Origin of the sequence: Paenibacillus sp. 3LSP (assembly GCF_032465655.1) — a bacterium.
GTDB lineage: Bacteria > Bacillota > Bacilli > Paenibacillales > Paenibacillaceae > Fontibacillus > Fontibacillus barengoltzii.
In genome coordinates this window covers 16,450-40,141 of sequence record NZ_JAWDJI010000186.1, presented here as the reverse complement: position 1 = coordinate 40,141, position 23,692 = coordinate 16,450, and the positions used below count along the sequence as shown (strand labels likewise).

At 52.2% G+C, this 23,692-nt stretch carries 26 protein-coding genes; 24 read left to right on the top strand and 2 right to left on the bottom strand.

Features of this window, described 5'->3' with window-relative positions:
- Positions 1-137: 137 nt before the first annotated feature.
- The 10 genes from RW092_RS16000 to RW092_RS15955 all read left to right on the top strand — a co-directional run bounded on the left by RW092_RS16000 (position 138) and on the right by RW092_RS15955 (position 11,399).
- Positions 138-272, top strand: a complete 135-nt coding sequence (locus tag RW092_RS16000) for a hypothetical protein (protein ID WP_279626208.1) — start codon at positions 138-140, stop codon at positions 270-272.
- 164 nt (positions 273-436) lie between these two features.
- The gene (gene metG / locus RW092_RS15995) at positions 437-2,446 is read left to right on the top strand and encodes a methionine--tRNA ligase (RefSeq protein WP_016311683.1); all 2,010 of its coding nucleotides are present in this window, start codon (positions 437-439) and stop codon (positions 2,444-2,446) included.
- Positions 2,447-2,631: 185 nt separating this feature from the next.
- Entirely contained in the window at positions 2,632-3,627 is a 996-nt protein-coding gene (locus RW092_RS15990; protein ID WP_016311684.1) for a metal ABC transporter substrate-binding protein, read from the top strand.
- A gap of 35 nt (positions 3,628-3,662) precedes the next feature.
- The gene (locus tag RW092_RS15985; RefSeq protein ID WP_316010661.1) at positions 3,663-4,424 is read left to right on the top strand and encodes a metal ABC transporter ATP-binding protein; all 762 of its coding nucleotides are present in this window, start codon (positions 3,663-3,665) and stop codon (positions 4,422-4,424) included.
- 12 nt (positions 4,425-4,436) lie between these two features.
- A complete protein-coding gene (locus tag RW092_RS15980) occupies positions 4,437-5,240 on the top strand; it encodes a metal ABC transporter permease (protein WP_028538263.1) in 804 nt (267 codons plus the stop codon).
- A gap of 26 nt (positions 5,241-5,266) precedes the next feature.
- Entirely contained in the window at positions 5,267-5,980 is a 714-nt protein-coding gene (locus RW092_RS15975) for a cytochrome c biogenesis CcdA family protein (protein ID WP_316010660.1), read from the top strand.
- Positions 5,981-6,111: 131 nt separating this feature from the next.
- Positions 6,112-6,537 carry a transcriptional regulator MntR gene (gene mntR, locus RW092_RS15970; RefSeq protein WP_016311688.1) on the top strand — a complete coding sequence of 142 codons (426 nt, stop codon included), beginning with the start codon at positions 6,112-6,114 and terminating at the stop codon, positions 6,535-6,537.
- Between the two features lie 134 nt (positions 6,538-6,671).
- Positions 6,672-8,309, top strand: coding sequence for a family 10 glycosylhydrolase (locus RW092_RS15965; RefSeq protein ID WP_316010659.1), 1,638 nt, complete (start codon positions 6,672-6,674; stop codon positions 8,307-8,309).
- 332 nt (positions 8,310-8,641) lie between these two features.
- Positions 8,642-10,348, top strand: coding sequence for a proline--tRNA ligase (locus RW092_RS15960; RefSeq protein WP_316010658.1), 1,707 nt, complete (start codon positions 8,642-8,644; stop codon positions 10,346-10,348).
- Positions 10,349-10,424: 76 nt separating this feature from the next.
- Positions 10,425-11,399: a patatin-like phospholipase family protein gene (locus tag RW092_RS15955; RefSeq protein ID WP_316010657.1), complete on the top strand. Its 975-nt coding sequence runs from the start codon at positions 10,425-10,427 to the stop codon at positions 11,397-11,399.
- A gap of 41 nt (positions 11,400-11,440) precedes the next feature.
- Here the strand turns inward: RW092_RS15955 and RW092_RS15950 are convergent, their stop codons facing one another.
- Positions 11,441-11,776, bottom strand: coding sequence for a TVP38/TMEM64 family protein (locus RW092_RS15950; RefSeq protein ID WP_084770592.1), 336 nt, complete (start codon positions 11,774-11,776; stop codon positions 11,441-11,443).
- The gene (locus RW092_RS15945; RefSeq protein WP_316010656.1) at positions 11,773-12,771 is read right to left on the bottom strand and encodes a DUF1385 domain-containing protein; all 999 of its coding nucleotides are present in this window, start codon (positions 12,769-12,771) and stop codon (positions 11,773-11,775) included. Before RW092_RS15945 ends, RW092_RS15950 begins: the two co-directional genes overlap by 4 nt.
- Positions 12,772-12,958: 187 nt before the next feature.
- Between RW092_RS15945 and RW092_RS15940 the strand changes: the two genes are divergently transcribed.
- The 14 genes from RW092_RS15940 (at position 12,959) to RW092_RS15875 (ending at position 23,656) form a co-directional block, all read left to right on the top strand.
- On the top strand, positions 12,959-13,519 hold the full coding sequence (locus RW092_RS15940) for a YqhR family membrane protein (protein WP_016311694.1): 561 nt from the start codon (positions 12,959-12,961) through the stop codon (positions 13,517-13,519).
- Between the two features lie 68 nt (positions 13,520-13,587).
- Positions 13,588-14,031: a type II 3-dehydroquinate dehydratase gene (gene aroQ / locus RW092_RS15935; RefSeq protein WP_016311695.1), complete on the top strand. Its 444-nt coding sequence runs from the start codon at positions 13,588-13,590 to the stop codon at positions 14,029-14,031.
- 50 nt (positions 14,032-14,081) lie between these two features.
- Positions 14,082-15,155 carry a M24 family metallopeptidase gene (locus RW092_RS15930; protein ID WP_316010655.1) on the top strand — a complete coding sequence of 358 codons (1,074 nt, stop codon included), beginning with the start codon at positions 14,082-14,084 and terminating at the stop codon, positions 15,153-15,155.
- Positions 15,156-15,319: 164 nt separating this feature from the next.
- Positions 15,320-15,877 (top strand): elongation factor P, encoded by a 558-nt coding sequence (gene efp / locus RW092_RS15925; protein ID WP_316010654.1) that lies wholly within the window; start codon positions 15,320-15,322, stop codon positions 15,875-15,877.
- A 200-nt stretch (positions 15,878-16,077) separates the two neighbouring features.
- Positions 16,078-17,331, top strand: coding sequence for an aspartate kinase (locus tag RW092_RS15920; protein WP_085169700.1), 1,254 nt, complete (start codon positions 16,078-16,080; stop codon positions 17,329-17,331).
- 132 nt (positions 17,332-17,463) lie between these two features.
- The gene (locus tag RW092_RS15915; protein ID WP_009225772.1) at positions 17,464-17,730 is read left to right on the top strand and encodes a YqhV family protein; all 267 of its coding nucleotides are present in this window, start codon (positions 17,464-17,466) and stop codon (positions 17,728-17,730) included.
- A gap of 129 nt (positions 17,731-17,859) precedes the next feature.
- Positions 17,860-18,858 (top strand): stage III sporulation protein AA, encoded by a 999-nt coding sequence (gene spoIIIAA / locus RW092_RS15910; RefSeq protein ID WP_028538384.1) that lies wholly within the window; start codon positions 17,860-17,862, stop codon positions 18,856-18,858.
- Complete coding sequence (spoIIIAB, locus tag RW092_RS15905) at positions 18,851-19,369, top strand: stage III sporulation protein SpoIIIAB (RefSeq protein WP_028538383.1); 519 nt, start codon at positions 18,851-18,853, stop codon at positions 19,367-19,369. Before spoIIIAA ends, spoIIIAB begins: the two co-directional genes overlap by 8 nt.
- Before the next feature lie 60 nt (positions 19,370-19,429).
- Positions 19,430-19,633 (top strand): stage III sporulation protein AC, encoded by a 204-nt coding sequence (gene spoIIIAC / locus RW092_RS15900; RefSeq protein ID WP_009225775.1) that lies wholly within the window; start codon positions 19,430-19,432, stop codon positions 19,631-19,633.
- Positions 19,634-19,644: 11 nt separating this feature from the next.
- The gene (gene spoIIIAD, locus RW092_RS15895) at positions 19,645-20,034 is read left to right on the top strand and encodes a stage III sporulation protein AD (RefSeq protein WP_016311701.1); all 390 of its coding nucleotides are present in this window, start codon (positions 19,645-19,647) and stop codon (positions 20,032-20,034) included.
- Between the two features lie 32 nt (positions 20,035-20,066).
- On the top strand, positions 20,067-21,263 hold the full coding sequence (gene spoIIIAE / locus RW092_RS15890; RefSeq protein WP_316010653.1) for a stage III sporulation protein AE: 1,197 nt from the start codon (positions 20,067-20,069) through the stop codon (positions 21,261-21,263).
- Between the two features lie 47 nt (positions 21,264-21,310).
- On the top strand, positions 21,311-22,141 hold the full coding sequence (gene spoIIIAF, locus RW092_RS15885; RefSeq protein ID WP_316010652.1) for a stage III sporulation protein AF: 831 nt from the start codon (positions 21,311-21,313) through the stop codon (positions 22,139-22,141).
- Between the two features lie 20 nt (positions 22,142-22,161).
- Entirely contained in the window at positions 22,162-22,809 is a 648-nt protein-coding gene (gene spoIIIAG / locus RW092_RS15880) for a stage III sporulation protein AG (protein WP_016311704.1), read from the top strand.
- A 58-nt stretch (positions 22,810-22,867) separates the two neighbouring features.
- Positions 22,868-23,656: a SpoIIIAH-like family protein gene (locus RW092_RS15875; RefSeq protein WP_016311705.1), complete on the top strand. Its 789-nt coding sequence runs from the start codon at positions 22,868-22,870 to the stop codon at positions 23,654-23,656.
- Positions 23,657-23,692: the final 36 nt, after the last annotated feature.

Here is a 23,692-nt window from a genome sequence, read left to right as displayed (position 1 = left end):
TTTCGATGTGAGTGAACCGATGCCTCTTTAGTAACATTTTAACTGAGTGATCGCGGTGGCTTGACACGGTTTGAAAATTTTTTTAATATATTGTTTGAAATGAACAACCTCAACCTCAATAACTTTCCTGTGAACGGATGAGTACAAGGATTGAATCCAGTAACAGAGAGCCGGGGGAGCTGCAAACCGGTCTGGAGCGTCTTTGGAATATGGTCCGGGAGGAACCGTCTTTGAGCCGAGCAGCGTGCGCTTTATGCGCAACGCTTCGGTAAGGAGATGGCGTAAGTCCGGCGTTAACGGACGGTCGAATTTCGACCAATGGAGCCCGTAGCCTGTGAAGGAACGGGGAAATTGGGTGGTAACGCGTGAGAACTCTCTCGCCCCATATGGGGCGGGAGTTTTTTTGTTTGTCATGAATAAAAGGAGATGAATCGCGATGTCCAACAAACCAACATTCTACATTACGACGCCGATCTATTATCCAAGCGATAAGCTGCATATCGGCCATGCCTATACGACGGTGGCGGGGGACGTCATGGCGCGGTACAAGCGGCTGCGCGGCTTTGATGTCCGCTATTTAACGGGGACGGACGAGCACGGACAGAAGATCGAGCAGAAAGCGAAGGAAAAAGGCCAAACCCCGCAGCAGTTCGTGGATGGAATCGTGGCAGGGATTAAGCAACTGTGGGAGAAGCTGGACATTTCCTATGACGACTTTATCCGCACGACGGAGCCTCGGCATAAGAAGGTCGTAGAAGAGATTTTTGACCGTTTGCTGAAGCAAGGGGATATTTACAAAGGCGAATATGAAGGCTGGTACAGCATTCCGGACGAAACGTATTATACGGAATCGCAACTGGTGGACGTGATTCGCAACGAAAAAGGCGAAGTGATCGGCGGGAAAAGCCCCGAGAGCGGCCATGCGGTTGAGCTGGTGAAGGAAGAGTGTTATTTCTTCCGGATGAGCAAGTATGTAGATCGTTTGCTGCAGTTCTATGAAGAGAACCCGGACTTCATTCAGCCGGAATCTCGTAAGAACGAGATGATCAACAACTTCATCAAGCCGGGGCTGGAGGATTTGGCCGTCTCCCGTACGACATTCGACTGGGGCGTGAAGGTCAAAGGCGATCCGAAGCATGTCGTATACGTGTGGATTGATGCGTTGTCCAACTACATTACGGCGCTTGGTTACGGTACGGACAATCAAGAGTTGTTTGAACGGTATTGGCCGGCAGACGTCCATCTCGTAGGGAAGGAAATCGTGCGCTTCCATACGATTTACTGGCCGATTATGCTGATGGCGCTCGGGCTGCCGCTGCCGAAGAAGGTGTTTGGCCATGGTTGGCTCTTGATGAAGGGCGGGAAAATGTCCAAATCGAAGGGCAACGTCGTGGATCCGAACGTGCTGATCGACCGTTATGGGCTGGATGCTACCCGGTATTATTTGCTGCGGGAAGTACCGTTTGGTTCGGACGGTTCGTTCACGCCGGAAAGCTTCGTTCAGCGGGTGAACTCCGATCTGGCTAATGACCTTGGTAACCTGCTGAACCGTACCGTGGCGATGGTAGAGAAGTATTTTGGCGGCGAAGTACCGGCTTATGAGCCAAACGCTACGGCGTTTGATGCAGAGTTGGAGCAAGTGGCGCTGGAGACAGTCCGCAAGGTAGAGGAGGCTATGGAGAACATGGAGTTCTCCGTTGCGCTCACCCATATCGGAGCGTTTATCAGCCGCACGAATAAATATATCGATGAGACGCAGCCATGGGTGCTGGCCAAAGATGAAGCGAAGAAAGGCGAGCTCGCTTCGGTCATGGCGCATCTGGCCGAGTCGCTGCGCATCGCCTCGATCCTGCTGCAGCCGTTCTTAACGCAGGCCCCTGCGAAGATTTGGGCGCAGCTCGGGATTGCTCCCGGGGAGCTCACGACCTGGGAGAGCGCCAAGACGTTTGGCCTGATCCCGGTCGGAACGAAGCTCGTCAAAGGCGAGCCGATCTTCCCGCGGCTCGACGTCGAGCAGGAAATCGAGTTCATTTCGAACTCGATGGTGGGCAGTGCGCCGGCGGCGGAGGCTGCCGCGCCGGCGTCGGCACCAGCACCGGCTGTGGAGAAGCCGGAGCCGAAGGACGAAATCGGCATTGACGATTTCGCGAAGGTTGAGCTGCGGGTTGCGCAGGTGCTTGCCTGCGAGCCGGTGCCGAAGGCCGACAAGCTGCTGAAGCTGCAGCTGGATCTGGGCTATGAGCAACGCCAGGTTGTGTCCGGTATCGCCAAGTTCTATAAGCCAGAGGAGCTGGTTGGACGCAAAGTGATTTGCGTGACGAACCTGAAGCCGGTGAAGCTGCGCGGCGAGCTGTCGCAGGGCATGATCCTTGCCGCTTCGCAAGGTGATCAGCTGACGCTGGCCACGGTGCCGGATACGATGCCAAACGGTGCGATTGTAAAATAATCAGATGGATAAGCGATGACCTGCGGTATGTTCACCGCACGTCATCCAGGCCGCCAGAGGAACCTTCCTCTGGCGGTTTTGTTTGTTGTCCATGATTTATAGGAAGAATAATAGAGGTTGACATTCCAAGAGGAGGGTCCTATAATCCTTGTTGGTAATCATTACGATTAAGAGAGGGAGTTATGATGTTTATACATAGTTTCAAGCGAGGCTTCGTCGCAGCGGCAATGTTGCTTACGCTCCTGCTAGTTCTAGCAGGCTGCGGGAAGAGCGGAAGCAGCGGAACGATCGTTGAAGGCAAGGTGAACGTAATCACCAGCTTTTATCCGATCTATGAATTTGCCAAGGCGATTGGCGGCGAAGAAGCGAATGTCATCAACTTGCTGCCGACCGGCGTTGAGCCGCATGATTGGACGCCGCGCAGTCAGGATATTTTAAATGCATCGAAAGCTCAGCTGTTTTTGTATAACGGCGCAGGGTTGGAGGGCTGGGTCCCGAACTTTTTGAAAGGCTTAGGTGCAGATGCCAAAGTGAAAACGGTGGAGATCAGCCATGGCATTGATTTGATCGAAGCCGAGGGCGATGATGGTCACGGGCATGGCGAAGAAGCCGAACATGGGGAAGCACACTCGGACCATGATGAGGAAACGGAGCCTCACCATGTAGATCCGCACACCTGGGTCAGTCCGAAATCGGCGATGATCATGGCTGAGAATATTAAGAACAGCTATATTGAGGTCGATCCGGAGCACCAAGCGGCTTATGAGTCGCGGTATCAGGAGCTGCTGAGTCAGCTGCAGGCGCTAGATGCTAAGTTTATGGAGCAGCTATCCTCATTGCCGAAGAAGGAAATCGTTGTTTCTCACCAAGCTTTTGGTTACTTGTGCCGGGACTATGGATTAACCCAACATGCGATTATGGGGCTGTCGCCGGAGGCTGAGCCGCGGGCTCAAGATTTAGTGGCCTTGTCAAAGCTGGTGAAGGAGAAGGGCATTCGTTATATCTTTTTTGAAGAGCTTGTCTCGGATAAACTGGCCAAGACGCTGGCTTCTGAAGCCGGTGTGGATACGCTGGTGCTTAATCCGGTTGAAGGCTTGACGAAAGCCCAAGCTCAGGCGGGTGAAAATTACTTTACGTTGATGGAGAAAAATTTGCAAAATCTGATTCAAGCTCTACAATAAGAAGAAACTATATGTACCGGAAGGACGCTAAATAAATGAAATCCGACGCAACTACGGCACAGGATGCCGTTTGTCATGATAGTGTAATCGAGCTTGACCACGTTTCCTTCGCGTATCAGGAACAACAAGTGATATCCGACTTCAGCTTTGCGGTTCGCGAGCGGGATTTTGTTGGCGTGATCGGTTCCAACGGGGCGGGGAAGACCACACTGCTGAGGATGATGGTGGGTCTGCTGCAGCCCACCGAAGGGGAAATTCGCTTGTTCGGCGAGCCGATCCGGCGCTTCCGCGATTGGGGGCGGATCGGCTACGTGCCTCAGAAGAACGCCTTCAATCCTCTGTTTCCTGCGACGGTACGCGAAGTGGTGTTGTCCGGCCTCTACAATAACAAGAAGTTGTTCCGCCGTATTGGTCGTGAGGATCAGCGGATGTGTGATGATGCGCTGGAAGTGATGCGGATCGGGGATATCCAGCATAAGCGCATCGGTCAGCTGTCAGGCGGCCAACAGCAACGGGTATTTTTGGCGCGGGCGCTTGTGAACAAGCCCGATTTGCTCGTTTTGGACGAACCTACTGTCGGCATTGACGCCCAGACGCAAGCCGACTTTTTTGAATTGATTTTTCATATGCACGCCCATCATCACATGACGTTTCTGATGGTCTCCCATGATATCGGCATGATTGAAGGGAAGCTGGGGAAGAACCCCCGCGAGCAATGCGGGGCAATTAAATTTTACGTGCGCCACTCGCACGAGCAGGACTGCGCGATCCCGGATCTGCAGCATTCGTTGGTTTAGGAGTTGTTTATTTTGGAGATATTGTCCGCTGATTTTTTTCAAAGAGCGCTGGCCGGCGGCCTGCTGATCGGATTGACCGCACCTTTGATCGGAATCTTTCTGGTGCTGCGTCGTCTTTCGATGATAGGGGATACACTGGCTCATGTGACCATCGCCGGGGTGGCGTTAGGGTTCTTGCTTGGGGTCTATCCCGTGGGGGTTGGCCTTGCTTTTGCGGTCGTCGCCTCGTTTGCAATTGAAAAGCTGCGTAAAGCGTACCGAGGTTATGCCGAACTGTCGATTGCTATTATCATGTCAGGCGGGGTTGCACTAGCCTCTCTGTTCTTTACGCTGGGGATGGGTTACAATACGGATGTGGTCAGCTATCTGTTTGGCAGCATTTATACGCTGGATACAACAGATTTATATGTAACTTTTGGCGTCACCCTGGTGGTGGTGATCGTTGTCGTTGCCTTTTTCAAGGAATTTTTCCTGCTAACTTTTGAAGAAGATGCCGCTTCAGTAAGCGGGATTCCGGTGAAGCTGTTGAATCTGCTGCTGACGGTGATGACGGCACTCGTCATCAGCACCGCCATCAAAATCGTTGGCGCCTTGCTCGTTTCGGCGCTGCTGACGATTCCTGCGGCCTGCAGCCTGCTCATCGCCCGCAGCTTTAAAATGTCCGTGATATTCTCCGTCGTCATTGCGGAAATCGCGGTGATCGCCGGGTTGATTGTGGCGGGGGTCTGGAATTTGGCTCCGGGTGCGACGATTGTATTGCTGCTGATCTGCATGCTGATACTTACTTTGCTGGGCAAACGGGGATTTTCTGCCTAGCCCGCAAGGGTACATAGGGGGTACTTATGGCTGACATCCATCTCGGGATTGCCTTCGGCGCGGGGGTTGCTTCCTTTATTTCGCCTTGCTGCCTGCCTTTATATCCGTCTTACCTGTCCTATATTACCGGGATGTCCGTGCAGCAATTGAAGACGGAGCAAAGCAAACGGGACGTTCGCTTCCGGACGATGACGCATACGCTGGCGTTCATCCTCGGCTTCTCTGTTGTGTTCTATACATTGGGCTTTGGCGCTGGACTGTTTGGCGAATTTTTTAATCAATATCGCGGGCTCATTCGGCAATTATCCGCCATTTTGATCATTTGTATGGGTTTGTTTCTGATGGGGATCTTCCAGCCGCAGTTTTTACTCAGGGAACGGAAGATGAATTTGAAATTCAAACCGGCCGGATACATCGGTTCGTTTATTTTTGGCATCGGCTTCTCCGCGGGCTGGTCGCCATGCGTTGGCCCGATTCTGGCGGCGATTATCGCCTTAGCCGTTACGGAGCCGGGAACCTGGATTGGACTGGTCACCGCCTATACTCTTGGGTTTGCCTTGCCTTTTTTTATCTTGGCGTTCTTTATCGGATCAACCAAATGGATTCTCCGTTATTCTGCCATAATGATGAAGATCGGCGGCGCGCTGATGCTGCTGATGGGCGTATTGCTGTTCACGAACCGTATGGCGCAAATCACGATTTGGTTGCAGCAAATTACGCCTGAATGGTTGAAGTTCTAGGGGAAGACGAAGGAAAGTGTGCCGATGCGCACTTGCCAACGGACAATCATAACATGTATCATTAACAGAGTAATGTTTAACATGCGTACAGGTTTGTCCGCGTCAACTCATGGAAAAGAGGGAATCGATAGATGCCAACGCCCAGTATGGAAGATTATTTGGAGCGTATTTACAAACTGATCGACGAGAAAGGATACGCCCGCGTGTCCGATATCGCGGAAGGTTTGGAGGTTCATCCTTCCTCCGTTACGAAGATGATTCAGAAATTGGACAAGGATGAATACTTGATCTACGAGAAATATCGGGGCCTTGTCCTGACCAATAAAGGGAAGAAAATCGGGAAACGGCTCGTAGACCGGCATCACTTGCTGGAGGAGTTTCTTGGGATGATCGGCGTTGATCACGAGAACATCTATAAAGACGTTGAAGGAATCGAACATCATTTGAGCTGGGATTCGATCACGCGTATTGCGACGCTTGTGGAATATTTCAAACGGGACAGCAATCGAATTCGCGACCTGGAGAAGGTCCATCAGGAACTGATCAACGAATCCTAGAAGAAGCATCTGTCTTTTCAGAGAAGGCAGATGCTTCTTTCTTTTTGTCCGAAGAGCGCAACTCTTGACCTCCGCATGACGTTTAAGAAAGTAGCACGGTTCGTCCGTACATAACGATGATGTGGAGGATACTGATGAAATTTTGCAAATGGTTTATTCCTATTCTAGTGTTGCTCATCTTATGGCCTTATTCCGGGAATACGCCGGCGGCCGCAGCCGCAACCGACATTCGGATTGTTTTAGATGGTGAGGTGTTATCCACCGATGCTTCGCCATACATTAAGCCTGGGGCGAATGTCACCATGGTTCCACTCCGGGTGATCAGTGAGAACCTGGGAGCCCAGGTAGCCTGGTCCCAAGTTGATAAAACCGCGACGATTCAAAAAGACGGCACTACCCTCGTGCTGACGTTAGGTTCTCCTGCAGTCCAAGTTGACGGGAGCACGATCAATCTGGAAGCTTCTGTGGAAATCAGCTCCGGCCGGACGATGGTGCCGTTGCGTTTTGTCAGCGAACAGCTTGGCATTTCCGTGAATTGGAATCAGCTGACCCGTACGATCACACTGTCGAGCGGCTCCGAAGTAACTCAACCGGAACCAGGCGCAGGTGGGGAGGACCCGCAAACCGATCTGCCTCAGCCGCCGGTTGTGGATATATCGAATGGGCTGCGCGGTGTTTGGGTATCCACGGTTTCTAATCTCGACTGGCCGAGCAAAAGCTCGTACGGCAAGGTAGATGCCCAGAAAGCCGAATACGTCCAGTTGTTAGACGAAGTGCAAGCGATGGGAATGAACGCAGTGTTCGTTCAGGTGCGGCCGTCTGCGGACGCGATTTATCCGTCGTCCCTGGTGCCGTGGTCCTCTTATTTGACGGGAACCGCCGGGAAGGATCCGGGATACGACCCACTCCAGTTCCTGATCGAAGAGACGCACCGTCGCGGCATGGAATTCCACGCTTGGTTTAATCCATTCCGCGCCAGCACAGGCAGTGATGCCAGCAAGCTTCCGGCCAATCATGTCGCCAACCAACATCCAGAATGGATCGTGAAGTTTGACGGCAAGCTGTATATTAATCCGGGAATTCCGGAAGCCCGTGAACATGTGATTAAAGCGATTATGGAAGTTGTGAACGGATACGATATTGACGGGGTTCATTTGGACGATTATTTCTATCCGACCGGGGAGACGGCCTCGAAGAAGTTCGCGGATGATGCTACATTTAAGTCTTACAACTCCAAGAAAATAGCCACGAAAGGCGACTGGCGCCGGGACAATATCAATCAGTTCGTTCAGAATTTAGGCCAACGGATTGAAGCGTCTAAGCCGAAAGTTTCTTTTGGCATCAGCCCTTACGGAGTTTGGCGGAACAAGTCAACCGATTTGACCGGCTCGGATACGAAAGCCAGCGTTACGGCATACGACAGCACTTATGCCGACGTTCGGACCTGGATTAAGAATGAGTGGATCGATTATGTCGCTCCCCAACTGTACTGGAGCATGACGCGCAAGGAGGTTCGTTATGACCTGCTTGCCGATTGGTGGGCCGGGGAGGTAAGAGGGACGAACGTGAAGCTGTACATTGGTCATGCGCCGTATAAGCTGGGAACGCCGGAGATCGGCTGGTCCACCGCGCAGGAAATCATCAATCAGCTCGAATACAACCGGCAGATTCCTGAAATCAGCGGCAGCATCTTCTTTAGCGCCAAGGATCTGCGGAAGAATCCACTGGGATTGATCCCGCTGCTGCAGTCTTATTATGGAGTGCAGCCTTGACAGGAACAGTGAAATGCGTTAAATTCGTTGTCAACATGATTTAAATGATATTAATGTTCCATCAGCTGTGATCAAGGATTGAAATTAACGACTGCGTCCTCAGAGAGGAGACCCGGGAGCTGGAAGGTCTCTGTCGCACGTGAATTTTTCCCGCCTTGTGAGCTGTACGGGGAGATTTCCTCTGCGGAAATTGAACACGTGCCGGTCCCCAACCGTTATCATGGTTAGAGCACCGTTTGAGCTTGATCGACGGTGGAAATAGGGTGGTACCACGACACATTCGTCCCTTGACGAATGTGTCTTTTTGTTTTCAGATGAAGGAGGTCATTGAAATGCGCCAAAGCCGATTATTATCCCCAACCCTGCGGGAGGCTCCATCCGATGCAGAAGCGGCCAGCCATCAGCACCTGCTGCGCGCGGGCTACATCCGCCAATTGGCAGCGGGGATCTACTCCTACCTGCCTTTAGGAAGAAAGGTGCTGCTTCGAATCGAACAGATTGTGCGGGAGGAGATGAACCGGGCCGGGGCTCAGGAACTGCTTCTCCCTGCGATGCAGCCGGCGGAGCTTTGGCAGAGATCCGGTCGTTATGAACGCTATGGCCCTGAGCTGATCCGATTCAAGGATCGGCATGATCGCGAATTTGCTTTAGGTCCAACGCATGAGGAAGTCATCACTTCATTGCTGCGAGATGAGGTGAACTCATACCGCCAGCTGCCTCTAACGGTTTATCAAATTCAGACGAAGTTCCGTGACGAACGTCGTCCCCGGTTTGGTTTGCTGCGCGGTCGAGAGTTCTTAATGAAGGATGCCTACTCCTTTGACACCGATTGGACCGGCTTGGATCGCGCATATCAATCCATGGTTTCTGCTTACGAGAAAATCTTCCGCCGCTGCGGTCTGAAGTTCCGAGCTGTTGAGGCTGACCCTGGAACGATTGGCGGGGAAGGCGGCACCCATGAGTTCATGGCCTTAGCCGATATTGGCGAGGACGTTGTAGCTGTGTGCGGGAATTGCGATTATGCAGCGAATCTTGAAAAAGCGACTTCAGCGCTGCCAGACCCAAGCCTGCAAACTCAATCATCGGCAGCTGACCGTCCCGAATTGGTTGATACGCCGGGCGTGCATACCATCGAACAATTAGGTCAGTTCTTTCAAGTGGGCCCTGAACATTTCCTCAAAACGCTGATTTACGTTCCTGAGGGGAAAGAGCCAGTTGCGGTCGTCGTACGCGGGGATCATGAAGTGAACGAGCTGAAGGTGGCTGCCTGGTTAGGCGTAGATCACGTACAGCTTGCTGATCATGAGACAGTAGAGAAAATAACCGGTGCCCCGGTGGGGTTTGCTGGCCCGATCGGCCTTATGATCCCGGTCTTGATGGACAGGGAGGCTTCAAACATGGACACAGCGATTGCAGGGGCAAATGCGCCGGACACCCATTTACGCTCGGTCTGCCCAACACGCGATGTAGCTGAAGCCTCCATCGGCGACTTTCGCAACGTGGTGAACGGAGATGCTTGCCCACGCTGCAAGGAGGGAAGGCTCCAATTGTTGCGGGGCATTGAGGTTGGCCATGTGTTTAAACTTGGAACCAAATACAGCGAGCGGTTAGGCGCCGTATTTTTGGACGCCCAGGGGCGTCAGCAGCCGATGATCATGGGATGTTATGGAATTGGCCTTTCTCGACTTATGTCCGCAATTGCCGAACAACATCACGATGAACATGGCCTCATCTGGCCGGTATCGATCGCACCATACCAGGTACACATCATCCCAATTTCCGCTTCAAATGCGCAGCAAATGGAACTTAGCCTCAAGCTTTATGAAGAGTTAACTCAAGCCGGCGTAGAGGTATTGTTGGATGACCGGGATGAGCGCCCCGGCAGCAAATTTAATGATGCTGATTTGATCGGGATTCCTTATCGGATCATCATTGGGAAGTCTGCTGGACAAGGACAAGTCGAATGGGTAGAACGAGCCTCGATGAAGCGAGAGCTGATCCCCATTGATGAAGCAATTCGGCGAATTCACACGCGCTAAGTTCTTTAGTCATACGTACACCTCTCCCAACATACATAAGCAGTAAACTGAATGTGGGTTGGGAGGAGGGCGCCGGATGCTGATTAACGGAGTGTTTGAGGGCGGCGGAGTCAAAGGGATATCGTTGGCTGGTGCGGTCCGGGCAGCCGAAAAGCATGGAGCGCAGTTTCATCGAGTGGCCGGAACCTCATCAGGTTCAATTGTCGCTTCAATCATTGCTGCAGGCTATACCGCAGACGAAATGAAAGAACTGATTATGACGACGTCCTTCACCAAATTTCTGAAGAGAGCGCCCCTTTTTAATTTGGCATTAATTGGCCCCGCTCTTCGGGTTTTGCTGAAAAAAGGCTTGTATGCCGGGGAAGCGTTGGAGGAGTGGATCCGCCAACTTTTACTGGTGAAGGGCATTCGGACGTTTGGCGATTTGGAGCGGGGGAAGCTGACGATCATCGCCTCGGATATCACCAGCGGGAAAATCATGGTACTGCCGGACGATTTAGAGAAGATTGGCATCGACCCAACGACGTTTGAGGTTGCCCGAGCGGTTCGTATGAGCTGCAGCATTCCGTATTTCTTTGATCCGGTGTTGCTGCGATTGCCGCCGAAGCTGGCCAGAGGGAAGCCGTTCACCGAGCAATTTCTGCATATTGTGGATGGCGGATTGCTCAGTAATTTTCCGCTATGGTTATTTGATCAGGAAGAACCGCGGCAAGGCGGGCGTCTTATTCCGACGGTCGGCTTTCAAATGGTCGGCAAAAATACGAATAAACCGCATCGAATCACCGGCCCATTTACGATGCTGCAGGCGATCGTGGAGACGATGTTGTCGGCCCATGATGAGCGGTACATTGAGCAATCCAACCGCTATCGTACCGTGAAAATTCCGACGCTAGGCATCGGCACTACGCAATTTGATATTAGCGAGGAGGAAAGCCAACTGTTGTTCGAATCCGGGTTTCTGGCGGGGGACCGGTTTTTCGCCAATTGGAGCCTGCAGCTATATGAAGAACAGTTTAAGAAGTACCAACAAGCAAATAGCACGTTCAAATAAAAGGAAAGGACGGAACCCCAGCGGTTCCGTCCTTTTGCATTTTAATGATATTTCGGCAAATCGTCGTCGTTTTTGCCTTTGTTGCCTTCGATGACTTGAAACGGATAAGTCTTGCGCTTCTCCGTCCGGGGATTCTTCCGTTCCGCAGCCACTTTGGCCATCGTACGCGCGGAAGGCTTGATCTTCGGCTGTTGCGCCTTTCGATATTTCTTCGGCGGATATTTATAAAGCAGGAAGACGATACCAAAGACAGCCACCGGAACAATGATACTACTCCACTCGATTTGATGCTTGATAAACAAACCATCAATAATATAGAACGCGACAAGAAGGACGATGATCCAAAACATGATGCCTTGTTTTCTCATGTTACTCATCCTTTCAAGGGATCCAATGATGTACCAACCGGCGTCTCCATCACACCGACTTGTTCCAACTGCGCATCGAGCTCACGCATCCGATTAAAGGAAGCGATCGATACTTCGACCATATCATCAGTCGGTTCCTTGGTTGTCAACAGCTGCAACCAAAGCCCCGGATAACCCAGAAACCGCAACACCGGAATATCGCGAACTGCATTCGTGAACCGCAGCATTTCAAAGGAAAGTCCAATCACAAGCGGGAGCAGCAGGATCCGGATATAGATCCGTTCCCAAACCGTGTCCCAACTAAAAATCGGCAGGGAATAAATGATCACGCCAACGATTACCGTTAAGATGATAAAGCTGCTGCCACACCGGTAGTGCAGGCGGGAATATTTTTGTACATTGGCCGGGGTTAATTCTTCGCCTGCTTCATAAGCAGAAATCACTTTATGTTCCGCTCCATGGTATTGGAACAGCCGTTTGATCACAGGGGTCTGGGACATGAGCCACAGATATCCGAGAAGAAGAACAATTTTAATGACACCTTCAACCAAGGAGTGCAACGTCTGGCTGGCAAACGCATGCTGGAACAAATATTGCTCCAAGAGCGCCGGTACCAATGTGAAAATGAGCTTTCCTACGATAAAGGACAAGATCCCTACGACGGCAACTCCAAGCAGCATCGTGAGAGAAAAGCCTGACTCTTCTTTTTCCTTCTGTTTGGCGCGTTCTTCGGGGTCCATCTCGTCATCGGCCATCGCCTCTGCCGAAAAGTTCAGGTGCTTGGAGCCTTTGGCACTTGCGTCAACGATGCTGACGATACCGCGGATCAGCGGGATTTTGCGCAGCATTTTGACCCATTCCTTATCTTCCTTAGGGACCTCTAAGAAGCTGATTTCCCCGTTTTTCCGGCGCACAGCGGTCACATTCACATATTTCCCGCCAAACATGACGCCTTCTATAACGGCTTGGCCGCCGTAAATCGTCGGTGTGGATTGTTCAGGCAAAACTTTCACCTTCCTAATAATGTATAAGTTTGGTTTGGTATAAGCGGCAAGACATCGATCATTTGTAATGATTCCATTGTAACGGACTTTGCGGGCAAATTCTAGTTGGATTAGTCGTTTTGGAAATGTGCATACTAATCTTCAAAAAAAACGCAGGAACTTATTCCTTTGGAAAGGAAGGATGCGAATGAAAGCGGATAAGGAGAAGAAGCAGAACCGGGTTCAACCGTGGCGCCAGCAACACCGGGAACATACGAATATCTGGCTGTATACGCTGGAAATCGGGTGTTTTGCTGGATTAATTTGGGGCGGCGTGAAGGGGGTATTCTTCTATATGAGATTCACCTCGGTGCTGCCGGGCTACTTGTTGGAGCCGTTCTTCAAAAATTCGTTCTTGCATAGTCAAGCCGGGTACTATTTGGGCTGGCTGTCGTTTATCGGATTATCGATTCTGGCCACGCTGATTTATGTGTTGGCGTTCCGCAAGCTCAAAGGACCAGGTCCGGGCATTCTATATGGCATTGCCTGGTGGGGAATTTTGTTTGGAGTGCTGGGCCCGTTGCTTGACCTGATCCCTCCGCTGCGCGAATTGTCGCGGACGACGATCATCAGCGAGTTTTGCTTGTATTTGCTGTGGGGGTTGTTCATCGGTTATACCACGGCTGAGGAATACACGGATGAGCGCGCACGTGAACCTAAAAAAACCGGCGAACAGGCGCTTTCCATGGAGGGCGGGGCAAAAAGTTAAAGCTTCTCAAGCGACTCCTACCTATGTTAAAATTATTTTTGGTTATTTTTCGGAAAGGGGGAGCCGCCATGTACCGCATCTTAGTGATGAACGGACCGAACTTAAACATGCTTGGCGTGCGCGAGCCCGGCGTCTATGGTTCCGAGAAACTGGTGGATATCGAAAACCATCTGAAGGAACTGGCTGCGCCAAACGGGCTGGAGTTATCCTTCTTTCAGTCCAATCACGAGGGCGAGCTGATCGACCGGATTCATGCCGCCTACGGAAATACGGATGGAATTGTGTTGAATCCAGGTGCACTCACGCATTATAGCTATGCGCTTCGGGATGCCTTGACTTCCGTAAGCATCCCCGTGGTTGAGGTCCATCTGTCCAATATCCACGCCCGTGAGGCGTTCCGGCACCACTCGGTCATCGCACCGATCGCTGTCGGTCAAATCTCTGGATTCGGATCCTACGGATACGAAATGGGACTACTGGCCTTAAAACGTCACTTGGAGCGGGCAAAATAACGGAGAGATCGTAAGAAGGTTATTACCTTTATAATAAGGGAGAGTTGGTTATGGCGAGTACACGTGTAGCCCGGCTCCGTGAGGCGATGACATCGCAGCAAATCGAAGCCGTACTCATCACCGGAGAAGTGAACCGCTGCTATTTGACGGGATTTACGGGAAGTTCCGGCTATGTCTTGATTACCGATCAGAAGGCTTGGTTGCTCACTGACTTCCGCTATTTAACCCAAGCTGCCGAACAGGCGCCCGGGTTCGAAATCGTGGATCATGGGCCGTCGGTCACTGGAACGATTCAAAACTTGCTGAAGCAAGAGGGCATCGAACGGCTTGGTTTTGAAGAAGATCAGTTGGTCTATGCCACCTATCGAACTTATGAAAATGAACTGAAGCCGGTGAAGCTGGTACCGCTTAGCGGGTTGGTTGAAGAACTTCGGATGTTCAAGGATGCCGAAGAATTAGCAATTATGAAGGAAGCGGCGGAGTTGGCTGACCGGACCTTCCGGCATATGCTCGACGTTCTGAAGCCGGGGATGAGTGAGTGGGATGCCGCTCTGGAACTGGAAACGTTCATGAAGAAGAACGGTGCTTCCGGGCCTTCGTTCGATACGATTATGGCTTCGGGAGAACGCTCCGCATTACCGCACGGGCGAGCGAGCGAACGCATTATGCAAGCGAACGAACTGGTCACGATGGATTTCGGTGCTTTGTATAAGGGCTATTGCTCTGATATTACGCGGACGGTGGCCTTGGGAACGCCAAGCGCCAAGCTGCGTGAAATCTATGATATTGTTCTGGAAGCCCAGCTGCATACGCTGGAATTCCTTCGTCCAGGAATGACTGGTCGGGAAGCCGACGCCTTGGCACGCGACGTCATTACCCGTTACGGCTATGGTGAACAGTTCGGACACAGTACCGGACACGGCCTTGGAATGGAAGTGCATGAGGCTCCGCGCGTCTCCAAAGCAAGCGACACGGTGCTGAAGCCGGGGATGGTTGTCACCGTTGAACCAGGGATCTACCTGCCGGGAATCGGCGGCGTTCGCATCGAGGACGATGTCGTCATCACGGAAACCGGAATTCGCCGGTTGACGGAATCGACAAAGGATTTTATTTCACTAGGCTAAAATAGGGTTGCCGCCGGTCTTTATAAAGGACCGGATGCCCGGCTGTAGTGCGTGGTTTCGCAGGGTCTCCAAGCGTGGGGGAACAGCAGCTAACGTGAGCAGCTTGAAATTTGGGTATTTTTCAATTTTAATATAGGTGTTAACCCACTTGAGGAGGTACTTTTGTGATTTCAGTAAACGATTTTAAAACAGGCTTGACCGTCGAGGTGGACGGCGACATTTATACGGTGCTGGAGTTCCAACACGTAAAACCGGGTAAAGGCGCAGCGTTCGTCCGCTCCAAGCTGAAAAATCTGCGGAACGGTAACATTGTAGAGAAAACGTTCCGTGCCGGCGAAACCATCAGCCGGGCGATGATTGAAAACCGCGATGTATCCTATCTGTATGCCAGCGGCCAAGAGCATACGTTCATGGATAATGAAACCTTTGATCAATTTACATTGACGTCAGATCAATTGGAATGGGAACTGAACTTCCTGAAAGAAAATATGAACGTAAAAATCGTCAGCTACCAAGGCGAAATTATTGGGATCAACCTGCCAAACAGCGTCGAGCTGAAGGTTATTGAAACGGAACCGGGAATCAAAGGTAACACGGCTACCGGCGCAACGAAGAACGCTAAAGTCGAAACCGGCTTGAACGTTCAAGTACCGCTCTTCATTAATGAAGGCGACGTACTCTTGATCGATACACGCGATGGTAAATATATTTCGCGGGCATAATCTCTCAGTAGTCAAGGCTCCGCTCCAGGCGGAGTCTTGTACTAATAGGCATCCTCCACCTACCTGGGTGGAGGAATTTTTGTTAATATCGGCAAAACCATTGACGAACTTCGGGTCTTTCGTATTATACTGGTTTAAAGCGTTACTGGATTCAATGGGTTGAACGCTCCGACTTGGAGCACCATTAGGGAGGGTCTGACTTGGCTTTATACGTGATGAAATTTGGAGGCAGCTCTGTAGGCGATACGGAGCGTATGCAACGCGTCGCCCGGCGGGTTGTAGACAAACAGCAGGAAGGGCATCAGGTGATGGTGGTCGTCTCCGCGATGGGCGACACGACGGACGATTTGATCGATCAAGCGAAGCTGATTAATCCGGACCCACCTTTGCGGGAAATGGATATGTTGATGACGACCGGCGAGCAAATCTCGATCGCATTGATGGCAATGGCTATCGATGCGCTGGGCGCTAAGGCCGTTTCTTATACCGGTTGGCAAGCAGGCTTCCGCACGGAGGCAGAGCATGGTAAAGCTCGGATTACCGATATTAAGCCGGAGCGGGTGCTCAAGTCATTGGAAGAAGGGTATATCGTGATTGTAGCCGGCTTCCAGGGCTTGACTGAGGACGGAGAGATTACGACGTTCGGGCGCGGCGGTTCGGATACGACAGCCGTCGCTTTGGCTGCGGCGACAAAAGCGGATTATTGCGAGATTTATACCGATGTGGACGGGGTGTATTCAACGGACCCGCGGATCGTGAAGAATGCCCGCAAGCTGAACGAAATCTCATACGACGAGATGCTTGAACTCGCGAACTTAGGTGCGGCGGTTTTGCATCCACGTGCGGTGGAATATGCGAAGCACAATAATGTACGGCTCGTTGTCCGCTCCAGCTTTAACAATCATGAAGGTACGGTTGTGAAGGAGGAAGTCAATATGGAACAAGGTGTGGTTGTCAGCGGGATCGCGTATGATAAGAACGTAGCCCGAATCAGCATATTGGGCGTATCGCACGTGCCAGGCGTACTGGCGAAGGTGTTTGGCTCTCTGGCAGAGGCCAAGATCGATGTGGACATCATCGTCCAAAGCGGGGTAACGAATGGGAAAGCGGATTTCTCCTTTACCGTAGCCCTGTCCGATTGCGATAAGGCAGTGAAGGTATTGGAAGGGATCCGTAACGAGCTGCCTTATGAGAAGGTAACCTCCCAGGAGGGGCTTGTGAAGGTTTCGATCGTAGGCGCAGGGATGGTCAGCCATCCGGGCGTTGCAGCTCAAATGTTTGAAGTGATCTCCAAGCAGGGCGTTAATATTGAGATGGTTAGCACCTCGGAGATTAAGGTATCTTGCGTGATTGAAGGAAGCAAGCTGAACGATGTCGTGAAGGCCTTGCATACGGCATATGGTTTGGACGCGGAGACCACTGCATTTGTTGGCGGTCCGCAAGAACGGCGCTAACCCGTATATCAATTAACTGAAGAACGGTACAAAGGAATCCCTCGAAGCGAATGGCTTCGGGGGATTTTTTTAATAAATAGAGAGTTTCAGGCATATCGTTAAGAGAACAGATGGGACAAAAAGGAGGTATATATGCTTGATAAATTCGTGACAAGCATGGCGGCCTTGCGAATTTTTTCGGGGACGATCGAAATTCTCGCAGCGCTGCTGATGCTGAAGCTGGGCAGGGTGGACAAGGCGCTGGCCGTTAATTCGGCGCTGGCGTTCGTTGGCCCGACCATACTGCTTGTCACCACGTCGATTGGACTTGCCGGTATGGCCGACAAGCTATCGTGGGGAAAGATGGCATGGATTGGGTGCGGAGTGACTTGTCTCTTAATCGGCATTTTGAAGAAATGATAGAGTTCCCTAGCATATTGACCAAGTACAAGCATACACATGTGATATAGCAAAAAACAATCCAAATAAGAGAAAGCAAATCAGGCGATATGGACATGCGTGAAAAGTAAGAGTTTTGGGGGTACGCCTATGAACCCAAGTTGGTTAACCGTATTTCCCGACAATCTCCGGGACTTGCTGCTGAAGCTTCCGCCTTCTATCTTTCCGGCTTTGGAAGAAATTCGCATTCGCGAGGAACGCCCGCTGGAGATTAATACGGGCGGCCGCTACTATTTTCTAACGTCGGACGGGGAGATGACGCGAAATCCGAACGCCGCATACAAGCCAAGCAAGCAGGACGGCAAACGGCTGCTTGACCTGATCACCAACCATTCGCTGTACACGATGGAAGAGGAGCTGCGCAAAGGGTTTATTACGATCGCTGGCGGGCATCGGATCGGACTAGCCGGGAGAACCCTGCTCAGCGGAGGAAGGGTGGAGCATCTGCGTGACATCAGCGGCTTTAACGTGCGGATTGCCCGAGAGATAAAAGGCATTGCGGATCCGATCCTGCCGAGGCTGCTCGATTTCAAGCACAAGACGGTGTATCACACCTTAATTCTGTCTCCGCCCCAACAAGGGAAGACGACGCTAATTCGCGATTTAGCGCGCCAGATTAGCAGTGGCACTTGGGGACATCCCGAGGCCTCCTGGCCGGGGCTCAAGGTTGCGGTCATCGACGAGCGCTCCGAAATCGCCGGCAGTAAGCGGGGCGTGCCCGGCTTTGACATGGGTCCGCGAACCGATGTGATGGACGGCTGCCCGAAGGCAGAAGGAATCATGATGATGATTCGCTCCATGTCGCCGGACGTCATCATCGTTGATGAAATCGGTCGGCCGGAGGATGCCGAGGCTTTGGCTGAAGCGCTGCACGCCGGCGTCCGGGTCATTGCCACGGCGCATGGTTCAAGCGTGGACGATTTGGTCGCCCGTCCGGCATTGTCCAGGCTGGCGGAGAGCTCTTTCTTCCAAATGTACGCGGTGATTGCGCGGACGGATAAGGGACTTGCCTTTAAGCTGTGGGACGGCAAACGCCGCGGAATTCCGGCGGCTGTCCCTGGATGGAGAGGCAGGGAAGAGCATGCTTAAGATGTTTGGAGCCGCCCTCGTCCTGCTGACTGCCACCTTGGCGGGCTGGCTGAAAGCCAGGCAATTCGCAGCGCGGCCAAGTCAGATCCGGAGGCTGATCCTCGCACTAAAGCGGCTCGAGACAGAGATTATGTACGGCTTTACCCCGCTGCCGGATGCTCTCCGAAGAATCGGCGAGCAGAGCGGGGAGCCGATCCGGGCGATCTTCGTTCGGGCGGCGGACCATATGAGTTCCGCCCACCCGCTGACCGCCCAGGAGAGTCTGGAGCAAGCTGTAACGAAGCTGTGGAGCTACACCGCGATGAAGGCGCCCGAGCAAGAGGTCATCAGGCAGCTCAGCATCACGCTCGGGACAAGCGACCGGAAGGATCAGCTGGGTCATATCGCCACAGCGGTGCGGCAGCTTGAGAGCGAGGAATCCGCAGCACGGGAAGAACAGGCCCGCTATGAAAAAATGTATCGAAGCTTGGGGCTTTTGTGCGGAGCGTTCATCGTCATTTTGTTCTACTGAATACCATTTCCCTCCACGGCTGATTGACGCCTGTGAAATCGTTAGTGAGGTGCCAAATCAATGAACATAGAAGTGAACGCCATCTTTCAGATTGCTGGCATCGGTATCATCATCGCCATGATCCATACGGTATTGAAGCAGATGGGCAAAGAGGACATGGCGCATTGGGTGACCCTGATCGGGTTTGTGGTCGTTCTGTTCATGGTCATCCGATTGCTTGACAGTCTGTTTCAGGAAATTAAATCGATTTTTTTATTCCAGTAGGTGAGCGCTCCGTGGAAATCATCCAAGTTGTAGGGCTCGGGCTTATCGCAACCGTGCTGGTCCTGGTCGTCAAGGAACAAAAGCCGATGTTCGCATTCCTGATTGCCGCAAGCACGGGCGTTCTGATCTTCCTGTACCTGATCGGAAAAATCGGCGGAATTATCGAGGTGCTGGAGGATCTGGCCGAGAAATCCGGCGTCCAGATGATCTATCTGAAGACGATTCTGAAAATTATCGGCATCGCCTACATCGCCGAATTTGGGGCGCAGATCGTCCGGGATGCCGGTCAGGAGAGCATCGCCAGCAAAATCGAAATGGCGGGTAAAGTGCTCATTATGGTGCTAGCCATACCGATTATCAGCATTATTATCGAGACGGTCATCAAGCTGCTGCCGGCTTAACAGGCGCATTGCATCAGATTGGGGAGAAAGTTATGCCAGCAACGATTGAACGATGGCGCGGGTCTACGCTGCTCTTGATCATCTTAGGGGTCCTGCTGTTTTGGTACATGCCCGTCATCGCCTCCGCTGAAGGGGAAGGGGATAACTGGATCCAACGCCAGGCCAAGGAGCTTCCCACCGATCAGGTCGAAATGTATTGGCAGCAGCTGATGAAGGAGTACGGCGGGTTCTTCCCGGATCAGAAGCTCCCTTCCTTTATGGATATGCTTCTGCAGCAGGACCAGAGCTTTAGTCTTAAGGCGGGGCTAAGCGGCCTGATGCGATATATGTGGCACGAGGTGCTGTATAACGGGCACATCTTAGTGACCATCGTGCTGCTCTCCATTTTTAGTATGATTCTGGAAACCTTGCAAACCGCATTCGAGCGCAAACAGGTCAGTAAAGTGGCTTACTCCATCTGCTATATGGTGATTTTGGTGCTTGCGATCAACAGCTTCCATGTGGCGATCACCTATGCGACGAATGCGATTAGCGGAATGATTGACTTCATGATGGCGATGGTGCCGCTGCTGTTCACGTTGCTAGCTTCTCTGGGCAATGCGGTAACGGTAACCGTGACTCACCCTTTGGTTGTGTTTATGGTCCATGCGGTAGGGACAGCGGTACATACGGTCGTATTCCCACTGCTGTTCTTCTCGGCGGTGCTGCACATCGTCAGCTCGTTGTCAGACAAGTATAAGCTTACTCAGCTGGGCAATTTACTCCGCACCGTGAGCATGGCTTTGCTTGGGGTCCTGCTCACCGTATTTCTTGGCGTCATCTCGGTGAAGGGCATCGCCGGATCCGTGGCCGACGGGGTGACCCTGCGAGCAGCCAAGTACCTGACCGGCAACTTCGTTCCGGTCGTCGGCAAAGTGTTCGCCGATGCAACGGACACCGTGATCTCGGCTTCCCTGCTCGTCAAGAATTCGATCGGGCTGGTTGGAGTGATCATCCTGCTGTTTCTATGCGCCTTCCCGGCAATCAAGATCATTACGCTGGCACTGATCTTCAACCTGGCTGCGGCGGTGATGCAGCCGCTCGGCGATTCACCCGTGATCTCATGTCTGGAGACGATCGGTAAGAGCATGTTGTATGTCTTCGCAGCGCTGGCCGCGGTGGGCATGATGTTTTTCCTGGCGATCACGATCATGCTGACCGCTGGAAACATCACCGTGATGATGAGGTGAGTCGTCCTAAGGGGACCTAAACGATATACAAGGGGTGGTGATCATGCGTGGACTGGCTGGCGGGGTGGCTAAGAGAAATCATTTTCATCGTATTAATCGCCGTGTTTATCGATTTGCTGCTGCCCAACCGCGCGATGGAGCGTTACGTCAGATTCGTGGTCAGCCTGCTGATCCTGCTAACGTTAATTTCCCCGATCATGCGTTTCTTCTCCGCCGATGCCAAAGATCAGCTCGAGGCAGCATTCTCGACGAGCTGGGATGGACTAGAGAGCCATTCCCAGGTTCAAAGCACAGAAGCGATCCTGCAACAGGGCGAGAAGCTGAGGGAGAAGCAGGAATCCGAAGCCTTGGCCTGGGCAGGCGAGGAGGCGGCAAGGCAAATGAAGCAGCAGATCGAGCGCTCGACGGGACAGCAAGTTCAACGAGTAACGGTCAAGCTGAAAACGAAGCCAACGGACAAATCCGGAGCCGGAGGAGTCGCTCCGCTGGCTGCTGAGCCGGTCATTTCCGCGGTAGAGGTTGTCATGGCACAGGTGAAGTCGGAAGAGCAAACCGCAAAGGCCGGTGGAGCCGGACGGGGGCCGGAGGTATCGATCGCACCGGTTGAAAAAATAAAAATCAGCGTAAACACAAGCGATTCCGGCAAGACCAAGGACGCTGAGGGGGAATCCGAAGCGCAGAGCCAAGCGGTGATGGCTGGTACACTTGAAGAGCCAATGGGCGAGAACGGCTCTGGGGGAGAGGGCAAGACGGTCGCAAGCGATGCCGAGCCAGCCGCAGACCGGCTGGTCTCGCAAATCGAAGACCTGCTCCAGGAGAACTGGGGCGTTGATCGAGAGGCAATCACGGTCCTAAGGGCCGAGCATCTAAATGATTAACACGCCGGGAGGTGAAGAAAGTGCCGGGATGGCTGAAGAAACTGGAGCAATGGTTAGGCAAGGGGACGGACGGCAAAAAGGCCGCAAGTACGTTCCGCTGGCTGTTGATCCTCGGGTTGGTTGGGATTGCCATCATGTTGTTTAACTCCTTCGTTAACGTGAAGCAGCTGGATAACAACGGCGAAGGGAGCCGCGAACCGCCGATGATGCAGGACCTATCGAGTTCGACAGGATCTGCGGGCATCGCGGGTGACGATGATTTCAGCAGCATCGAAACGGCGCTCGAAGGCAAGACCAAAGAGATTTTGGAGAAAATCGTGGGCGTTGGCGCGGTAGATGTGCTGGTTACCATCGATTCGACCGAGGAAATCGTGGTCCAACGAAATATCAAAGATTCGCAGGAGCTGACAGAAGAAAGCGATGCGGATGGGGGGAAACGGCATATCACCCAATATACCCGAGACGGACAGATCGTCACCTACGAAGCTTCCGGCAGCGAGCAGCCGATCGTTACCAAGAAGATCAAGCCGAAGGTTCGCGGCGTGCTGGTTGTCGCCCGAGGAGCTGAGAACAAAACGGTGAAGAGCTTGATCGTCGATGCGGTTGAGAAGGGCCTTAACGTACCGGCCTACCGGATCTCTGTCGTCCCGCGCAAGCAATCTCAATAAGGAAGCAATCGAAAATGAAGGAAATCGTTCGAATACATTTTGAGGAGGAAAATCCATTATGAAATCCAAAAGACAAACGATTTGGCTGGTTTCCATGCTGAGCTTGATGGTGATTTTATCGGCTTACTACTTATTTACGGAAGAAGGACCGCAACCTGCAACAACAGCTGACGGACAACAGGTGGCTACGACAAATAACGGCATGAATAGCACAGAAGGCGATGACGTGATCCTGTCCGAAGTGACAACGGACGGCACTGAAAACAGCAGCACGATCACGGACGATACAACGGTCGCAGATCAAACGGAGCAATCCACCGATGAGAGCAACAACGAAATTACAGATGTAGCTCAAGAAGACGATACCGCAACCTCCACGGATACGCAAACGGCTGATGCCGGTAAAGCGTCGGGAAATACGGCAGCTGCGGACAATGGCCAGAAGGAAACCACTACAGATGAGGATGTGCTGAGTCAACTGGAAGCTCAAGGCGTCTCCTCTACGGACACGCTGAACGCTTACCAATTCGCTCGCGCTCAGGAGAACATGAAAAAGCAGGAAGAGCTGATGAAAGCGATCAATGAAAACGAATCTCTCGAAGAAGCTGCAATGGCTCAACAAGAATTAAGCGCTTTGGAAGAGAAGGAAGCAAAAATCTATGACATCGAAGAAAGATTGAAACAGCAATATGCCAATGCTGTTGTACAAGAAGCGGACGACAAATATAAAGTCGTGGTGATCAGTGAGAAGATGGAAGCAAAAGAAGCCGTCAGCATCATGGACCTCGTGATCAAGGAATTGGGTGTATCTCAGGATAAAGTCAGCGTACAATATGTGAAACAATAAGGTTATAGGCTCAGTTGAATAGCAACCGAGGAAGGG